The sequence below is a fragment of the Bacillus sp. NP247 genome, from assembly GCF_018966865.1.
Classification (GTDB): Bacteria; Bacillota; Bacilli; order Bacillales; family Bacillaceae_G; genus Bacillus_A.
Map to the genome: position 1 here is coordinate 2,542,183 of NZ_CP076653.1, position 17,280 is coordinate 2,559,462.

Below are 17,280 nucleotides of genomic sequence, written 5' to 3' on the forward strand. Positions count from 1 at the left end.
CTTACAAGGCCCTTCTTTATGAAACAAATCCAATACTCGATCTTTCCACCTTTTCTTCCATCGTACCCCCTGTCACTTATATAAGACGATGCAAACTCTCCTTTTGTTGGATAAAAATTATATTTTTTTATTATCTCCATGCAAAAAGGCAACCACACCATCGTGTGATTGCCTTTTACTTAAAACGAAAAACTGCTTTCGCTTTTCTTTATTGTCCAGCTCCAGCGGCTAGAATACTCGGTGGCTTCGCGCCTTCCTCCGAGGCAAAGTGCGCCTCTCTGTTAGGAGCTCCATCCACCTCTTATTCTAAACGAGCCGCTTCCGCTTTTCTTTATTACATTTTTTCTGGTGCAGATACTCCTACGATTGCTAGTGCATTTTGAAGTGTAGTGCGTACGGCTTTCATTAATTCGTAACGAGCTTTACTTAATTCTAAGTTATCTTGGTTTAATACTTTTTCTGCATTGTAGAAGCTGTGTAATGCTGCTGCTAATTCAAATGCATAGCTTGTAATGCGGTGTGGCAGACGTTTTTGTGCTGCATCCGCTACTACAGCTGGGAATTCACCAAGTTTTTTCAGTAACTCTACTTCTTTCTCAGAAGTAACAAGTTTGTAATTCACGTCTCCGCCTGTAGCTAATCCTAACTCTTCACCTTGACGAAGGATACTGCATACACGAGCATGTGCATATTGTGCATAGTATACTGGGTTTTCATTAGATTTTGATACAGCTAAGTCCATATCGAAGTCTAAATGAGAATCACCGCTACGCATTGCGAAGAAGTAACGCATTGCGTCCACGCCTACTTCTTCCATAAGCTCACGAAGTGTAACTGCTTTACCTGTACGCTTACTCATCTTCATTTTTTCACCATTTTGGTACAGTTGTACCATTTGAATGATTTCTACTTCAAGAGTGTCTTTATCGTAACCAAGCGCTTGAATAGCAGCTTTCATACGAGGAATGTAACCGTGATGGTCAGCACCCCAAATGTTGATTAGCTTATCGAAACCACGCTCTAATTTATCACGGTGGTAAGCGATATCTGGCGTTAAGTATGTGTAAGAGCCGTCGTTTTTAATTAATACACGGTTTTTATCGTCACCGTAAGTCATTGAACGGAACCAAGTTGCTCCGCCTTCTTCAAAGATTTCGTCACGCTCTTTTAATACAGCAAGAGCCTGATCAATTTTTCCGTTTTTGTATAATGATGTTTCTGAGAACCACACATCGAAGTTAACACGGAAGCTTTCTAAGTCTTTTTGAAGTTTTGCTAACTCATATTTCAAACCGTATGAACGATAGAATTCATAGCTTTCTTCTGCATCAGCTTTTGCATAACGATCACCAAATTCTTCAGCTAAACGTTTGCCGATTCCAATGATGTCCGCACCATGGTAACCGTCTTCTGGCATTTCTTTCTCTAAACCTAAAGCTTGCATGTAACGAGCTTCAACAGAAAGAGCTAAGTTATGAATTTGGTTACCAGCATCATTAATGTAGTACTCACGAGATACATCGTATCCTGCTTTTGCTAATACGTTACATAAAGTGTCACCTACTGCCGCACCACGTGCATGTCCTAAGTGAAGATCGCCTGTTGGATTCGCAGATACGAACTCAATTTGTACTTTTTCACCTTTACCAGTATTCGTTTCACCGTATGCTTCACCCGCGTTTACAATTGTTGGGATTAAGTCTGTTAAGTAGCTATTATCCATGTAGAAGTTAATGAAACCAGGACCAGCGATTTCAATTTTTTCAATAGAAGCTTTTGCTTTATCGAAGTTTGCAACTAATTCTTCTGCAATCATACGAGGTGCTTTTTTCGCAACGCGTGCAAGTTGCATTGCCATATTTGTAGAGAAGTCACCATTTGTTTTATCTTTTGGAGATTCTAATACAACGTTTGGAATTTGTTCTTCTGTTGCTAATTCTGCCTTTAATACAGCAGCTTGAATTTCTTCTTTAATCAATCCTTTTACTTGTTCTAAAGAATTCATTATTTTGCCTCCTTCAAATTAATTGTAATTGTATATCTGCCAGCTTCTTGTTCACTTAGAAGCAATGCGTACGTTAAGAAGAGTTGTCCTTTTTTCTTTTCATCCGACCATTTAAAAAGAACGTTATCAGTTTTCGTTTGCAATGCAAACGTACCAAGTTCACTCGTATACGTACCAGTTGTCCATTCACCTTTCACATGCGTCTGACGCATAGAAATAGCACCTGAACGCATAATGAGAACTTGTTCATCTTGAATTTTAATAATTGTTTTCACTTCGCCTTGTTCGTTCGGCTCTTGGAATGTTATATATGTACCTTGACCTTTTACATAGTATTGACCATTTGCTTCAAAAGCAACGGTTTCCTTCCTCGCCCCTTCACGGATTTCTGTTACGAAATGAACGTGTACTGGCAAGCCTGCAAGTTGTTTCTTCACGTCTTGCACACCTTTCAAATGTTATAGATATTAAATACTACTTATAATAAATCACTTTTCCTATCATATCAAAAAAAGACTCTGTCTGTCTGCTGAAAAATCAGGAAAACTCCTTTTCAAAAAATAATTCAACTTCTCTTTATTTCATATGTTAAAATATTTTTAAAATCTGAATATTTTTTCATTTAAAGAGGTGAATCTAATGCTACCAACAAAATTAAAAAAAGGTGATGAAATAAGGATTATTTCACCATCTTGTAGTTTAAGTATTGTCTCAAATACGAACCGAGAGCTTGCTATAAAAAAATTAACCGACATGGGCTTTCAAGTTACATTCTCAAAATATGCTGATGAGATAGATCAATTTGCTTCCTCTTCTATTTCTTCACGCGTTCAAGATTTTCATGAAGCATTTAAAGACCCTAATGTAAAAGCAATTTTGACGACACTTGGAGGATACAACTCTAACGGTTTATTAAAACATCTCGATTACGATTTAATTCGAGAAAATCCGAAGTTTTTCTGTGGCTATTCTGATATTACTGCTTTAAATAACGCACTTTACACAAAAACGGGCTTAGTTACATATTCAGGTCCTCACTTCTCTTCATTCGGAATGGAAAAAGGGCTCGAGTATACGACTGATTACTTTTTAAAATGTTTAACTTCTAATGAACCTATTGAAATATTACCGGCTGAAACATGGAGCGATGATTCTTGGTATATGGATCAAGAAAATCGAGAATTTATTAAAAATGAAGGATATGTTTCAATTCAAGAAGGGGAAGCGACGGGAGATATTATTGGTGGTAATATGAGCACATTTAATTTACTGCAAGGTACACCATATATGCCAAGCTTACAGGACAAAATTTTATTTCTCGAAGAGGATAGTTTAACCGGAAAAGCTACCCTAAAAACTTTTGATCGATATTTACATTCTCTTATGCAGCAACCTGACTTTGAACATGTAAAAGGCATTGTTATAGGAAGAATGCAAAAAGGAGCAGAATGTACGATAGAAGACATTCAAGAAATGATTGCTTCAAAGCCTGAACTTGCACATATCCCTATCATTGCAAATGCAAGTTTCGGACATACAACTCCAATTTTTACTTTCCCAATTGGCGGGCGTGCAAAAATCATTTCTAATAAAGAAAATTCAGCTATCACCATTTTAACGCACTAAAAAAGGAGCGAACGATTCGCTCCTTTTATGGTTTTTCAATTTTTTGCAACGCTTTTTGCGGGATTGATTCTTTCGGGATTTCAGCCCACCCTTTTCCCTGCACACCTTTTGCATAAATTTTTATAAAAGCACCCGTATGCAATTCACGGTTCACCATTCTTTTAATAACTTGTAGCTTTCCATCTTCTGTATACCCTTTAAATGTATACAAATATTCATCGTCTTTTTTCTCACTTTTATCTATAACAGCATAATAATCTTGGATTTCTTTATTTGAAAAGAAGTTGTCTACAAAAGCATGCACACCTTCTGTTTTCGTGTTTAAATAATATGCTGTTCCTCCTAAAATAATGGCGAACACAGCTAAAACCTTAATTACCAATTTCATAAATGCGCCTCCTGTTTGCACTGCTTTCTCACTAACCGTATGTCTATACCTGTATTATACGAAAAAAAGCATACTATACTCTATCGAAATGCCTTACACTTTCCTTACATTATTGTAAGAGTTTTTCACCTTACAGCAATTTCCCAATAAAAAATTTTTCCGTTTAACAAACTTTTATATTATTATTGAATGATACAAATTTTTATTACAAAAATCAAAGGAGACAGTTTTCAAATGGCTATCTTGCAAGGTTTAGCACTATTACTTGTTGTACTTTGTCTATTTACACTTTTCAGTTACCGTGCGCCTTACGGAATGAAAGCGATGGGTGCTTTAGCTAATGCAGCAATCGCAAGTTTTCTTATTGAAGCATTTCACCGTTATATAGGTGGAGAAATGTTTCATAATGACTTTTTACAATCAGTAGGAGAAGCTTCTGGTAGTATGAGCGGTGTCGCAGCGGCGATTTTAGTAGCATTAGCAATCGGCGTTTCACCCGTATACGCTGTTTTAATCGGTATCGCTACTAGTGGATTCGGTATTTTACCAGGATTTTTCGCTGGATACGTTTGTGCTTTCGTCGTGAAATTTCTCGAAAAGAAATTACCAGCTGGTGTAGAATTTTTAGCAATTCTATTTATTGCCGCACCAATTTCACGTGGAATGGCCATGCTTATGGATCCACTCGTTAACGCAACACTCGGTAAAATCGGTTCTATGATTTCAGTTGCAACTACAGAAAGTCCTATCATTATGGGGATTATGCTTGGTGGATTAATCACAGTTATTTCTACATCTCCACTAAGTTCTATGGCATTAACTGCAATGCTTGGATTAACTGGTTTACCAATGGCAATTGGTAGTCTTGCCGTAGCAGCTTCTGCCCCAATGAACTTCATTTTCTTTAAACGACTAAAAATCTGTTCAAAGAAAGATACAATCGCTGTGGCAATCGAGCCGTTAACACAAGCCGATGTTGTCTCAGCTAATCCAATTCCTATCTATATGACAAACTTTGTTGGCGGTGCGCTTGCCGGTATTATTACATCGCTATTCCAGCTCGTTAATAATGCGCCAGGAACAGCATCACCAATTCCAGGGCTTCTCGTCTTGTTCGGATTTAATGACGTTATAAAAGTAACGATCGCTGCTGTACTATGTGGAATCGTTACCACTATTGTCGGATACATCGGGTCTATTGTGTTCCGCAAATATCCGATCCGCTCTGCTGATGAAATTCGCGGCATTACTTCGGAAGAGAAAGTTGCATAAGAAAAAGAGTTATTCTCATCTTTTGAGAATAACTCTTTTTTCATGTCTTGCTACAGCGGCTAGAATCGCAGGCCATTTCACACTCTCGTTCGAAGCCAAAAGCGCTTCTCGGTCGAGCGTTCCAATGACCTGCGATTCTGAGCGAGCCGCCTCCGCTTTTATTCTATCCAGTTACGCCTCCTAGACCCTTGCGTCTAAGAACCTTCCCTGCCAAAAGGTAAAAAGCACCTTTTGCAGGAAAGAACCTTAGTCACCGGGTCTAAACAGTCGGCTTCACTTTTATTTCACCCAACCGAGCAGCATTTCCCGCACGAATTTGCTTGCTGCGACTGGTGTTTGATCACTATGGTCGTAGACAGGAGCTACTTCTACTAAGTCTGCTCCAACTACATTTATATTTGAATTTGCAATTGCCATGATGGAATCTAATAGTTCTTTAGATGTGATACCTCCAGCCTCTAACGTTCCTGTTCCAGGAGCATGAGCTGGGTCTAATACATCAATGTCGATTGTGACATAGACTGGACGTCCTGCAAGTTTCGGTAATACTTCTTTTAACGGCTCTAATACGTCAAATTTGTATAAGTTCATACCTACTTCTTTCGCCCATTCAAATTCTTCCTTCATTCCAGAACGAATTCCGAAAGAATATACGTTTTCCGGATCAATTAAATCACACACTTTACGAATTGGTGTAGAGTGGGATAAAGGCTCCCCTTCATACGATTCACGTAAATCAGTATGAGCATCCATGTGGATGATTGCTAAATCCGGATATTTTTTTGCCATTGCCTTAAAAATTGGCCAAGACACTAAGTGCTCACCGCCGAGACCTAGTGGAAACTTACCGGCATCTAAAAGTTTTGATACATACTCTTCAATCATGTCTAAGCTGCGTTGTGCATTTCCGAATGGTAATGGGATATCACCCGCATCAAAATATTTTACCTCTTCTAGTTCACGATCTAAATACGGACTATATTCTTCAAGACCGATTGATACTTCACGAATACGTGCAGGGCCAAAGCGAGATCCTGGACGAAAACTTACTGTCCAATCCATAGGCATCCCATAAATAACCGCCTTTGACTCTTCAAAACTTGGATGACTTTTTATAAATACTTTACCTGAATAAGCTTCATCAAAACGCATACTCTTTTCCTCCTTGTGTGGAAATTAAGGTATCCCAACCTTTCATTATTTCTCAAATTTGGAGCCTATAACTCCTCTTTCTCGATTTACCTGCGCCTTCTTTTTATTACAAGAAGACTACTTCATTTGTAGCAGTGTAAGTAACTAGCATGTTCAAGCCTTCTAGACAAACACCTTAAATGAGTTACTTACACTTTATTTATTTCAATTTAACGCTCTTACTTAATTAAATCGCCAACAAATTTCGGTAATGCGAATGCTGCATTGTGTAATTCTTTTGTGTAGTATTTCGTTTCGATTTCATGGAAACGCTCTTCACTTACTTCTAATGGATCATGTTTTTTAGATCCGATTGTGAACGTCCAAAGTCCACTTGGATACGTCGGAATGTTTGCTGTGTATAAACGAGTAATCGGGAAAATCTCTTTTACATCTTTAAACACAGTTGTAATTAGTTCTGGTGTAAACCAAGGGTTGTCCGTTTGTGCAACGAAAATACCATCTTCTTTTAACGCTTTAGAGATTCCAGCGTAGAATCCTTTTGTAAACAAGTTTACTGCTGGTCCTACTGGCTCCGTAGAATCTACCATAATTACGTCATATTCATTTTCGCTTTCTGCGATGTGTAGGAAACCGTCTCCTACTTTTACTTCTACACGCTCATTATCTAATGCGCCTGCAATTGATGGTAAGTACTTTTTAGAGTACTCAATTACTTTTCCATCGATTTCAACAAGAGTTGCTTTCTTTACGCCTGGGTGTTTTAACACTTCACGAATAACACCACCATCACCACCACCAACAACTAATACGTTTTCAGGGTTTGGATGTGTAAATAAAGGTACGTGCGCTACCATTTCATGATAAACGAACTCATCTTTTTCAGTTGTCATAACCATGCCGTCTAAAATAAGCATGTTTCCGAACTCTTCCGTTTCAACCATATCAAGTTTTTGGAATTCTGTTTGCTCCGTATGTAATGTGCGGTTAATACGCGCCGTAATCCCAAAATGTTTTGTTTGTTTTTCAGTGAACCATAGTTCCATCGTACAATCACGCCTTTCAATGCAAATTTATAATAGGGACATCATTAATGTCCCCTAACAAAAATAAAACAAAACATCCAAAAAGTATAGTTAAAAGTACAAAAATACCGAAAATATATTTTAGTCAGAGGGTTCTAACATATACGTGAAAAGGGTTTGCCCTGTAATAGGAAAGAAAGCCCTTTCTTAAGAAAGGGCTTTTGTCTCTATTTCTACTGGTTTACGAATCGGAATTAAAATCATAATACAACCAACTAACACAACAATTCCACCGACTAAAAACGGGCTTTGCGGCGAAACGGTATGACCGATAACTCCTGATAAAATTGGAGCAATCGCGCCCCCTAACCAACGAACAAAGTTATAAACACCTGATGTAACAGATCTTTCATAAGGTGAAATATCCATTACATAACTTGTAAATAATGCGTTATTTAATCCTGATGCTAATCCAGATAGAACGATTAACACGATTTGTAACCACATAATTTTCACGAAGAATAGTGCAATTAAGAACATCGCAAATGCGAGTAAACTACCTTTTAACAATGTTTTCGGTTCATATTTACCTTCTAGCTTATGTGCTAAAATTGCTGAACCGTAAGCTAACGCTAATCCCCATCCGCAAAATACAAATCCTAATTGAATAGCAGATAAATGCATAATAAGTGGTGAATACGCTAGCACGACGAAAAATCCGTAATAGTATAACATCCCTGAAATCGCACCTTGCATAAACGGTTTATACTTCACCAGGTTAAGCAATTCACCTACGCCCGCTGCTTTACGCTTCACTTTTCGCTCCGGTTCTTTTACAAAAAAGAAAACTAAAATAAATGCTAAGAAAATTAAAATACTTGTCGCGAAAAATGGGTAACGCCAAGAATGTCCACCTAATATACCGCCTAATAATGGTCCACCTGCCATCCCTAAACCAATGGCTGCTTCATATAGTCCTACTGCTTCATGAACTTCTTTACTTAATGTAATTAATAATGTCATCGCCGTTGCGAAGAACATCGCATTTCCTAATCCCCACCCCGCGCGGAAAAGAGATAATTGAGCAATCGTTTGCGATATACCACATATAAATGCAAATACAGTTACAATCGCAAGACCGATCGTCATCATTCGTTTATCACCAAATCTTGATGCAAATATTCCAGCTGGTAACATCATAATTGCCATCGTTAAAATATATGCTGTAAATAACATCTCGACTTGCCAATGCGATGCACCAATTTGTTCAGCAATACTTGGTAAAATTGGGTCGACTACCCCTATACCTGAAAAGGCAAGGAAGGTAGCCACCACTGTAATCAATCTCCCTAATTTTTGTTTGCTCTCCATTTTGATTACTCTCCTTTTGTATTCTCTAAAAATGTACCTGCCCGGCTTAAACTATCTTCTAGCTCCGCCTTCACGCGCTGCATTTGCTCCATTTTCTCGTCTAACGTTTGCACTTGTTTTTCAAGCATCTCTTTAATTTCTTGAATCACTTCACGGTCACGAGGATTCTCACTATTTCTTCTTTGTTCCATTCTTTCTTTTAACGATAAGAAATGTTGCATCTCTTGAAGTGTAATTCCTAGAACTTCTTTCGCTTCCACAATCCTTTTAATTCTTGCAATATCCTCGTCTGTATACAGGCGAATATTCCCCTCACTGCGTTCTGGAGGATGAATCAAACCAATTTCCTCATAATAACGAAGTGTACGCTTTGTTAAACCAACTTGCTTTGTTACTTCATCAATTTTATACATGTGTATTCCTCCCTTCACCGGATTATTACATTTTACGTTAACGTTAACTTTTGTGCAACTGTTAGACTTTTGTAAATATTTTTCATATGAATTGTATTTTTCTCAAAGCAGTTTCATAATGAAGAAAAAGAGATGATAAGGAGATTTCCACATGAATAAACCACTTATTTTCGCTCATCGCGGGGTAAAAGGAACACACCCAGAAAATACGATGATTGCCTTCCAAGAGGCTGAACGCATTGGTGCTCACGGAATTGAACTCGATGTTCATCTATCAAAAGATGGTGAACTAGTTGTTATTCATGATGAAACAGTGGACCGTACAACAAATGGCGTGGGACTTGTTTCTGAGAAAACTGTAGAAGAATTACAAGCTTTAGATGCCGGTAGCCATAAAGACCCTTCTTTCCATGAAGCGAAAATCCCAACATTACGAGAAGTATTTATTTGGCTCTCCACAACAAATTTACAGCTCAATATTGAGTTGAAAACAGATGTAATTCACTATCTAAATATTGAAGAAAAAGTTGTTGCTCTTGTTCGAGAATACCATCTAGCTAATCAAATTGTATTCTCATCATTTAACCATGACTCTGTTTCATTATTAGCAGAAATCGCTCCTGAAATCCCAAGAGCGATTTTATATGATACACCACTTGCAGATCCTATTGCTGAAGCAAAAAAACGTGGGGCAACGGGATTACATCCAAACTTTCAATTATTAACGAAAGAGTTTATCCAATTAGCACAAGGGCAAGGATACGCTTTTCGTCCTTACACCATTAATGAATATAAAGATTTACAAACTATGATTGATTATGGTGTAGATGTTATTATTACCGATTGGCCAGCGCGTGCTTTTGAGCTCCTTTCTTAAATGAAGGGGCTCTTTTTATTTTGGAAATTTCATTGTTTAAAATAAACGAAAATCCTCAATACTAATACAATAATGCTTGTATTAATGAGGGGCTGAAAAAGATGGATCAAACTATGAATCCAAAACTTAAAAAATATAAACGTCTTTTCTTCACCGTAATGTTTTCTTGTGTTCTTTTTTTCGTTTTTTCCTTTTTCATTATCATTATAGCTGCAAAAATTATGGGACCTCCCCCTGTTGCAGTGCCGCAAACGAGTGTCTTTTACGCTAATGATGACACTGTTATGGGACAAAGTAATGAAATACAAAAGCGCTATAATGTATCTCTCGATGAAATTTCTCCTTATGTAAAAGAGGCGACACTATCTATTGAAGATCAACGATTCTACAAACATCATGGATTTGATATAAAGCGCATTGTTGGTGCCATTGTTGCCGATTTAAAAGCAATGGCAAAAGTACAAGGTGCTAGTACTATTACACAACAGTATGCTCGTAACCTATACTTAGATCATGATAAAACGTGGAAGCGTAAACTATTAGAAGCAATGTATACCGTTCGCCTTGAAGTGAACTATAATAAAAATCATATTTTAGAAGGATATTTAAATACAATTTATTACGGGCATGGTGCTTACGGAATCGAAGCTGCTTCTCGCCTGTATTTCGATAAAACTGCAAAAGAATTAACATTAGCAGAAGCTAGTATGCTCGCAGGCATTCCGAAAGGACCTAGCTTCTACTCTCCCTTTTTAAAAGAAGAGCGTGCTAAAGGGCGTCAATCTCTCATACTAGATGAAATGGTAGAACAGGGTTATATTACAAAACAGCAAGCTGCCTCGGCAAAAAAGGAAACACTTACTTTCGCCTCATTGGATACGAAAAAAGTTGCAGAAATTGCACCTTATTTCCAAGATGCTGTACAAGCCTCTCTTCTTCGCGATATCGGATTAGATGAGCAAGCCTTACAGCGAGGTGGCTTACGTATTTATACAACGCTAGACCCTAAATTACAATCTGTAGCAGAGCAAGCTGTAAAAAATCATATACCTGAAACAACAAACATCCAAACTGCCCTCGTCTCTATGAATCCAAAAACGGGTGAAGTGGCTGCCCTTGTTGGTGGAACTGATTATAATAAGAGTCAATTTAACAGAGCTACACAAGCTGCTCGCCAGCCCGGCTCTACATTTAAGCCATTCCTATATTATGCAGCCTTAGAACGAGGATTTACCCCTGCTACGCGCTTAAAAAGCGAATACACTGTATTCACTTTAGGTGACGGTGTTTCCAAATATAAACCGAAAAATTATAAAAACTATTATGCAGACGATTTTGTGACAATGGCACAAGCACTCGCCGTTTCTGATAACGTATATGCTGTGAAGACGAATTTATTTTTAGGCGAAGACATTCTTACAAAAACAGCAAAGCAATTCGGTATTACTAGCGCATTAAAAGATGTTCCGTCTCTTGCTCTCGGCACATCCCCTGTAAAACCAATTGAAATGGTCAATGCTTATAGCATGTTTGCAAACGGCGGAAAAGAAGTAAAACCAATCTTTATAAGGCGCATCGTTGATCATGAAGGAAATATGCTATACGACGCTCATTTAGAAAGTAAACAAGTTCTAGATAAAAGCAAAGCCTTTGTGATGGAAGAAATGATGGCAGGTATGTTTAATAAAAAACTAAGCAGTTATGCCGCTGTGACCGGTCAATCGATGTTATCAAAACTATCAAGAACATATGCTGGAAAGTCTGGTTCTACAGAAACTGATAGTTGGATGATTGGATTTACCCCACAACTTGTAACAGGGGTTTGGATTGGATACGATCAACCTAAATCCATTTCAAACGTAGCAGAACAAGGATACGCAAAAAAAATATGGACCGATACAATGGAAAAAGGATTAGATGGACAGCCTAAACAAGAGTTCAAACAACCAGCAGATGTTGTTGCAGTCGATGTTAATCCTGAAAACGGTAAGATTGCTACAAAAAATTGTCCCATTTCTGTGAAAATGTATTTCGCAAAAGGTACAGAGCCAACAGAGTATTGTATGGATCACGTTGATGATAAGGAAGAGTTCGAAAAGGTTAGTGAAGAGAAGAAAAAGACGGGTTGGTGGAAAAAATATCTCCCGTGGTAAAAAAATAGCTGACGGAAATCCGTCAGCTATTTTTATTCGCCTAATAATGCGTGGCGCAATTCTTCACTAGATTCGTTCCAAATTGCTTCATTATGCTCTTTTAAGAATGTACCAAGTACTTTTTTAGATGATTCATCCATATGATCAATCATGATGTGACGCTTTAGTGATTTATCCATTTTATTTACATGCTCTGGAAGTGATTTATATCCGCGGCGAATTTCACGATCAACTGTCATTTCACAGGCTGTTGCACCTGCGTAATAAGCACCGTTTGGTGTTCTTTCAATTGTTACCCAAACGAGCCAAAACGGTTTTCCGTTTGGAACTTCATCTTTATTTGTTAAAAACTTAATTCCTTTTTCTACTGTACTACGCGCATGCATCGCACCGATATCAACGAACGCAGTTTTCTCTAATACATCAACAAATACAGGAGAAATATTTTCTAAACTTAATGCCCCAACGCCAAAACCACCATGTCCATCTGTTGAATCATTTTTCACGATATTAAAACCGATTTTTTTCTTTTTCTCTGTCATATGTAAACTCCTCCTCGCTTAATGATTAAAAAAGCCTGAAAATAGGCGCAATGATATTTTGTAAAAATACTAATACATATGGAATAACAACATTGAAAATAGGTTGAATTGTGTAATTGCTAAGCGGTGTAATAACAAGAATTAATAACGCAATTGATCCATACTTTTCATACTGTGTCATTTTCGCACGAATATTTGCTGGTGCTAAATCTTCCACAACGCGATACCCATCAAGTGGCGGGATTGGTAATAAATTAAATACAAGTAAAACAATATTAAGCATAATAAAAATCTGGAAAAATTGATCCAGCGTATCTGCTACTGCAAGTGGCATCGCATCTAACACACCAAATGTTATTAAGCTATACCAAATAATTAAACCGATTGCACTTAAGATAAGATTACTTATCGGTCCCGCAATAGAAACTAATATTCCTGCAAGACGCGGTCTTTTAAAGTTATATGGGTTAACAGGCACGGGTCTTGCCCAACCGAATCCAAGAATTAATACAGCAATCATCCCAATAGGATCTAAATGAGCCATCGGTGATAACGTTAACCGTCCTTGTTTTTTCGCTGTATCGTCTCCAAATTTATATGCAACATACGCATGTGCAAATTCATGCACAGATAGCGCAATAATAATCGCCATTGCTACCAATGGAATTTGTTGCAATGGGTATCTAAATAACTGATCCATAACTCATCTCCTCTTCAATATGTCAAAAAAAGAAATTATTTGTTTTTCCGATTGTTCTTCCTCATAATCCGCTATAATAAGAGTGTAACTTACATAAAAGGAGCGATTGTACATGCCATACGTAACAGTGAAAATGTTAGAAGGACGCACAGAAGAACAAAAGAAAGCTCTTGCTGAGAAAGTAACCGCAGCAGTAAGCGAAACAACTGGTGCTCCTGAAGAAAACATCGTTGTTTTCATCGAAGAAATGTCTAAAAACCATTATGCAGTTGGCGGAAAACGCTTAAGCGACAAATAATTTCAAGTTTTTTCATAAGAAGCAGCTCTTAGCTGCTTCTTATTTCTTTCCTTCTAACAACTCGATAATTCTCTCTTTATATTTTCCTTTTCTTCCATCTTCATAGATTAAATCATGCGGATAGAATAGCTTTTGATCCGTTCGCTTCTTACCTGTAATCGCCTCAACAATATCCGATTCACGCGAAAGCTCTCTAAGTTCCCCGTTCGGCATAAGAAGTAAGATTGGCAGGCGCTCTTCTTCTTCTCCTGCGCGGTAAAAGTCATACGGTAAATCCGATGTTGAATCCACAACTAAATAATACTCTGGATCTAGTCCAATCTTCTTAAATAAGCTACTTAGCTCCATCCAATTATCTAAACCGTGCTTATCTGTAAACTCTACATATTTAAATAGATTTCGATTCATAAAACGGCGACATAAATCACTTAAAATCGGATCTTCTTCGTCTTGCCATACTTGGAAGTAATAATACATTACGTTCTCGTCTAACTTTAAATAATCCTCTACTGTCACTTCTTCTTCAAATAAAGAATAGAAATGAACAGGATGATTTTTAAACGCATAATACTTCTCATGCAACGATTTAGCTCGGTGTAAAATCTTCGTTAAAATAACTTCTGCGCTACGTGTTACCGGATGGAAATATACTTGCCAATACATTTGATAACGACTCATAATATAATGCTCTACAGCATGCATACCACTATTTTTAATGACAACTTGATTACCGTAAGGGCGCATGACACGCAGTATACGTTCCATATCAAAGTTCCCATACTTTACACCAGTAAAATATGCATCTCTTAATAAATAATCCATACGATCAGCATCAATTTGGCTTGAAATCATACTAATCGCTAATTTATTAGTAGATGTTTTCGCAATTACATCTGCTACCTTTTGCGGGAAATCCTTATCAACACGGCTTAACACACGATTAATTTCCGTATCACCAACGATAATCTTTTGCGTAAATTTCTCATGATCTAATGAAAATACTTTTTCAAACGAGTGAGAAAATGGGCCGTGACCGACATCATGAAGTAATGCCGCACATAAACATAATAATCTATCTTCAGCATTCCAATTTGGTCTGCCGTCAAACACATCATCAATCATACGACGAATAATTTCATATACACCTAACGAATGAGTAAAGCGACTATGCTCTGCACCGTGAAATGTAAAAAATGTCGTTCCAAGCTGCTTAATACGGCGCAAACGTTGAAATTCTTTCGTTCCGATTAAATCCCAAATAACGCGATCACGCACGTGTACATATTTATGTACTGGGTCTTTAAACACTTTTGTTTCGCTGAGTTTGTCGTTTAAATATACCACTTTCCGACATCCCCCTTTCTTTACTGCATTCTTACTATATATTATAAACGATATAGGAAACAGAAAGAAATGAAAGACTATATTAATTCCTGTTATATAAAGAAAAATCACTTTTACCGACGTAAAAGTGATTTTTCCTTATATATTATTTTCCTAAAACAAACTCAGCAACTTCGTCTAAGATCATTTCTTTACCTAGCGGGAAGTATCCTTTGTTTAGGTCTTCATTGCTAATTGTGAATACGTGATTGTTTTTAACAGCGTTCATATTTTTCCAAATTGATTCTTCTTGGAATTCTTTTAGACGCTGAGAACCGTCACCAGTTGTAAATACGAATAGGTAATCTGGGTTGTAATCGATTAAAGCTTCTTTTTGTACTTGCACTAGCGGCTTATCCGTTGGTGTACCTTTAACTGCTGGTAATTTTAAGTCATTAAAGATTACGCTACCGTAACCGTAGTCACCGTATACACGGAAAGCATTTGGATATGCAGCCATTTTCATGAATGTTGCATCACCAGTTTTAGCGATGATTTTGTCATGTAATTTGCTTGCTTTTTCATCATACTGTTTGAACCATTCTTTCGTTTCTTTCTCTTTACCGAAGATTTGACCTACTTCTTCGAATTTTGGACGCCATTGGTCTAATGGAGTTTTCAACATAACTGTTGGTGCAATTTTAGATAATTGATCATAAATCTTTTCTTGACGATTGTTTACAAGAATTAAGTCTGGTTTTGCGGCAGCTACTGCTTCGATGTTAATTTTATCGCCCCAAGCAGAACCTACTGGCTTCACACCTTCTAATTTCTTTGCAATATGTCCATCAATTTTTTCTTGTGTTGTATTTGCAGTAATAATCGGTTTCATACCGAAAATTAATAATTCTTCTGTTGAACCACTAAGGTCAGCAATTTTCTTTGGATTTGCAGGGATTTTAATTTCCCCTTTTGCATGTTGTACAGTGCGCTCTTCAGTCTTCGCATCCTTCGCATCTGCTTTCTTTTCTTCTTCTTTGTTAGAACAAGCTGCAAATAGTACAGAAGTAACAACTAGTACCATTGCTAATAGTGCCATTTTAAAATTCTTCATATTCCCACTCCTTCTAGCTGTATTTCTCTTATAATTTGCATGTAACTATAAGAAACATGAAAACAACATTTAATTAATATATTTTTATTAATCGTTGTTTATAACCCGTTCTAACGGGCGTTCAACTTCCCATCCATGGGTAAGAAGCTCAACGTCCATTAGAACTCCCCCCTCTCACCTCTTTAAGAGGGGGAAATTCTATTAATTATGCTTTTTTACGCAATTGATTATTAATCATCGCTAAATCGTATGTTAAACAAATTGGTTTACAGTTTACTGGACATGGAACGATTTGAGCTTCAATCTCAAATACGTTACGAAGCGTTTCACTTGTCATAACTTCATCTGGCGTTCCTTGTTTCATTAACTTCCCAGCTTTTAATGCAATCATATGATCAGAGAAACGAGAAGCATGATTTAAATCGTGAATAACCATAACAATCGTTCTGCCTTCTTCTTGATTTAACTTCTTCAGTAAGTTTAATACTTCAAGTTGATGAGCCATATCTAAGTATGTTGTTGGTTCATCTAACACGAGTAAATCTGTTCCTTGTGCAAGAGCCATCGCAATCCATACACGTTGACGCTGACCACCTGATAAAGCTTCTGCTGGACGATTTGCGAATTCTGTCATCCCCGTCACTTCAAGTGCCCAGTGAATGTAGCGATAATCCTCTTCTTTCAATGTTCCAAATCCTTTTTGATGAGGAAAACGTCCATATGAAACAAGTTCAAACACAGTAAGACCTGTTGGCACTTCTGCAGTTTGTGGTAAAATCGCCATTTTCTTTGCGATTTCTTTCGTTGGTTGTTTCTCAATTGCTTTTCCATCAAGATAAACAGTACCTCGTTTTGCTTTCAAAATACGAGAAGCAGTTTTTAATAATGTGGATTTCCCACAACCATTTGGTCCAATAATCGTCGTAATTTGTCCTTCCGGAATTTCAACTGTTAATCCATCTATAATTAACCCTTCATTATAGCCAACAGATACCGCATCAACTGCTAAAGTTGCCATACA

Annotated in this window: 17 protein-coding genes; 5 read left to right on the forward strand and 12 right to left on the reverse strand. The window is 37.3% G+C overall.

What is annotated here, in order from left to right; genetic code table 11:
* Positions 1 to 334 precede the first annotated feature (334 nt).
* Positions 335 to 2,005, reverse strand: a complete 1,671-nt coding sequence (gene argS, locus KPL75_RS13390; RefSeq protein WP_219920975.1) for an arginine--tRNA ligase — start codon at positions 2,003 to 2,005, stop codon at positions 335 to 337.
* Positions 2,005 to 2,442: a YwiB family protein gene (locus KPL75_RS13395; protein WP_000744340.1), complete on the reverse strand. Its 438-nt coding sequence runs from the start codon at positions 2,440 to 2,442 to the stop codon at positions 2,005 to 2,007. The genes argS and KPL75_RS13395 overlap by 1 nt, the downstream gene beginning before the upstream one ends.
* A gap of 202 nt (positions 2,443 to 2,644) precedes the next feature.
* Here KPL75_RS13395 and KPL75_RS13400 point away from each other — a divergent pair, with 202 nt between their 5' ends.
* A complete protein-coding gene (locus tag KPL75_RS13400) occupies positions 2,645 to 3,631 on the forward strand; it encodes a S66 family peptidase (RefSeq protein ID WP_219920976.1) in 987 nt (328 codons plus the stop codon).
* A gap of 25 nt (positions 3,632 to 3,656) precedes the next feature.
* Here the strand turns inward: KPL75_RS13400 and KPL75_RS13405 are convergent, their stop codons facing one another.
* A complete protein-coding gene (locus KPL75_RS13405; protein WP_219920977.1) occupies positions 3,657 to 4,019 on the reverse strand; it encodes a YxeA family protein in 363 nt (120 codons plus the stop codon).
* A gap of 234 nt (positions 4,020 to 4,253) precedes the next feature.
* Here KPL75_RS13405 and KPL75_RS13410 point away from each other — a divergent pair, with 234 nt between their 5' ends.
* Positions 4,254 to 5,291, forward strand: coding sequence for a PTS sugar transporter subunit IIC (locus KPL75_RS13410; protein WP_098500124.1), 1,038 nt, complete (start codon positions 4,254 to 4,256; stop codon positions 5,289 to 5,291).
* A 279-nt stretch (positions 5,292 to 5,570) separates the two neighbouring features.
* Here the strand turns inward: KPL75_RS13410 and speB are convergent, their stop codons facing one another.
* The 4 genes from speB to KPL75_RS13430 form a co-directional block, all read right to left on the reverse strand.
* On the reverse strand, positions 5,571 to 6,443 hold the full coding sequence (speB, locus tag KPL75_RS13415) for an agmatinase (protein WP_219920978.1): 873 nt from the start codon (positions 6,441 to 6,443) through the stop codon (positions 5,571 to 5,573).
* Between the two features lie 218 nt (positions 6,444 to 6,661).
* A complete protein-coding gene (gene speE, locus KPL75_RS13420; RefSeq protein WP_219920979.1) occupies positions 6,662 to 7,489 on the reverse strand; it encodes a polyamine aminopropyltransferase in 828 nt (275 codons plus the stop codon).
* Between the two features lie 186 nt (positions 7,490 to 7,675).
* Entirely contained in the window at positions 7,676 to 8,839 is a 1,164-nt protein-coding gene (locus tag KPL75_RS13425) for an MFS transporter (RefSeq protein WP_219920980.1), read from the reverse strand.
* Between the two features lie 5 nt (positions 8,840 to 8,844).
* The gene (locus tag KPL75_RS13430) at positions 8,845 to 9,252 is read right to left on the reverse strand and encodes a MerR family transcriptional regulator (RefSeq protein ID WP_219920981.1); all 408 of its coding nucleotides are present in this window, start codon (positions 9,250 to 9,252) and stop codon (positions 8,845 to 8,847) included.
* Positions 9,253 to 9,403: 151 nt separating this feature from the next.
* Between KPL75_RS13430 and KPL75_RS13435 the strand changes: the two genes are divergently transcribed.
* Both KPL75_RS13435 and KPL75_RS13440 read left to right on the forward strand, forming a co-directional pair.
* A complete protein-coding gene (locus KPL75_RS13435) occupies positions 9,404 to 10,129 on the forward strand; it encodes a glycerophosphodiester phosphodiesterase (RefSeq protein ID WP_219920982.1) in 726 nt (241 codons plus the stop codon).
* Positions 10,130 to 10,230: 101 nt separating this feature from the next.
* Positions 10,231 to 12,282 (forward strand): transglycosylase domain-containing protein, encoded by a 2,052-nt coding sequence (locus KPL75_RS13440; RefSeq protein ID WP_219920983.1) that lies wholly within the window; start codon positions 10,231 to 10,233, stop codon positions 12,280 to 12,282.
* A 32-nt stretch (positions 12,283 to 12,314) separates the two neighbouring features.
* Here the strand turns inward: KPL75_RS13440 and KPL75_RS13445 are convergent, their stop codons facing one another.
* Both KPL75_RS13445 and KPL75_RS13450 read right to left on the reverse strand, forming a co-directional pair.
* Entirely contained in the window at positions 12,315 to 12,824 is a 510-nt protein-coding gene (locus KPL75_RS13445; protein WP_002016357.1) for a YwhD family protein, read from the reverse strand.
* 25 nt (positions 12,825 to 12,849) lie between these two features.
* Positions 12,850 to 13,524 carry a site-2 protease family protein gene (locus KPL75_RS13450; RefSeq protein WP_002016358.1) on the reverse strand — a complete coding sequence of 225 codons (675 nt, stop codon included), beginning with the start codon at positions 13,522 to 13,524 and terminating at the stop codon, positions 12,850 to 12,852.
* Positions 13,525 to 13,636: 112 nt separating this feature from the next.
* Between KPL75_RS13450 and KPL75_RS13455 the strand changes: the two genes are divergently transcribed.
* Entirely contained in the window at positions 13,637 to 13,822 is a 186-nt protein-coding gene (locus KPL75_RS13455; RefSeq protein WP_001147171.1) for a 2-hydroxymuconate tautomerase, read from the forward strand.
* A gap of 39 nt (positions 13,823 to 13,861) precedes the next feature.
* Here the strand turns inward: KPL75_RS13455 and KPL75_RS13460 are convergent, their stop codons facing one another.
* The 3 genes from KPL75_RS13460 to KPL75_RS13470 all read right to left on the reverse strand — a co-directional run bounded on the left by KPL75_RS13460 (position 13,862) and on the right by KPL75_RS13470 (position 17,277).
* On the reverse strand, positions 13,862 to 15,166 hold the full coding sequence (locus KPL75_RS13460) for an HD domain-containing protein (protein ID WP_000262735.1): 1,305 nt from the start codon (positions 15,164 to 15,166) through the stop codon (positions 13,862 to 13,864).
* A 145-nt stretch (positions 15,167 to 15,311) separates the two neighbouring features.
* The gene (locus KPL75_RS13465; protein ID WP_002159736.1) at positions 15,312 to 16,259 is read right to left on the reverse strand and encodes an ABC transporter substrate-binding protein; all 948 of its coding nucleotides are present in this window, start codon (positions 16,257 to 16,259) and stop codon (positions 15,312 to 15,314) included.
* A gap of 205 nt (positions 16,260 to 16,464) precedes the next feature.
* The gene (locus KPL75_RS13470) at positions 16,465 to 17,277 is read right to left on the reverse strand and encodes an ABC transporter ATP-binding protein (RefSeq protein ID WP_002123701.1); all 813 of its coding nucleotides are present in this window, start codon (positions 17,275 to 17,277) and stop codon (positions 16,465 to 16,467) included.
* Between the last annotated feature and the right edge of the window lie 3 nt (positions 17,278 to 17,280).

Bases quoted from the DNA above. Each gene is read 5' to 3' on its own strand.
- KPL75_RS13440 (WP_219920983.1), top strand. From the start codon at position 10,231: ATGGATCAAACTATGAATCCAAAACTTAAAAAATATAAACGTCTTTTC.
- KPL75_RS13430 (WP_219920981.1), bottom strand. From the start codon at position 9,252: ATGTATAAAATTGATGAAGTAACAAAGCAAGTTGGTTTAACAAAGCGT.
- KPL75_RS13470 (WP_002123701.1), bottom strand. From the start codon at position 17,277: ATGGCAACTTTAGCAGTTGATGCGGTATCTGTTGGCTATAATGAAGGG.
- KPL75_RS13410 (WP_098500124.1), top strand. From the start codon at position 4,254: ATGGCTATCTTGCAAGGTTTAGCACTATTACTTGTTGTACTTTGTCTA.
- KPL75_RS13400 (WP_219920976.1), top strand. From the start codon at position 2,645: ATGCTACCAACAAAATTAAAAAAAGGTGATGAAATAAGGATTATTTCA.
- speB (WP_219920978.1), bottom strand. From the start codon at position 6,443: ATGCGTTTTGATGAAGCTTATTCAGGTAAAGTATTTATAAAAAGTCAT.
- argS (WP_219920975.1), bottom strand. From the start codon at position 2,005: ATGAATTCTTTAGAACAAGTAAAAGGATTGATTAAAGAAGAAATTCAA.
- KPL75_RS13455 (WP_001147171.1), top strand. From the start codon at position 13,637: ATGCCATACGTAACAGTGAAAATGTTAGAAGGACGCACAGAAGAACAA.
- KPL75_RS13465 (WP_002159736.1), bottom strand. From the start codon at position 16,259: ATGAAGAATTTTAAAATGGCACTATTAGCAATGGTACTAGTTGTTACT.
- KPL75_RS13405 (WP_219920977.1), bottom strand. From the start codon at position 4,019: ATGAAATTGGTAATTAAGGTTTTAGCTGTGTTCGCCATTATTTTAGGA.
- KPL75_RS13445 (WP_002016357.1), bottom strand. From the start codon at position 12,824: ATGACAGAGAAAAAGAAAAAAATCGGTTTTAATATCGTGAAAAATGAT.
- KPL75_RS13425 (WP_219920980.1), bottom strand. From the start codon at position 8,839: ATGGAGAGCAAACAAAAATTAGGGAGATTGATTACAGTGGTGGCTACC.
- speE (WP_219920979.1), bottom strand. From the start codon at position 7,489: ATGGAACTATGGTTCACTGAAAAACAAACAAAACATTTTGGGATTACG.
- KPL75_RS13435 (WP_219920982.1), top strand. From the start codon at position 9,404: ATGAATAAACCACTTATTTTCGCTCATCGCGGGGTAAAAGGAACACAC.
- KPL75_RS13450 (WP_002016358.1), bottom strand. From the start codon at position 13,524: ATGGATCAGTTATTTAGATACCCATTGCAACAAATTCCATTGGTAGCA.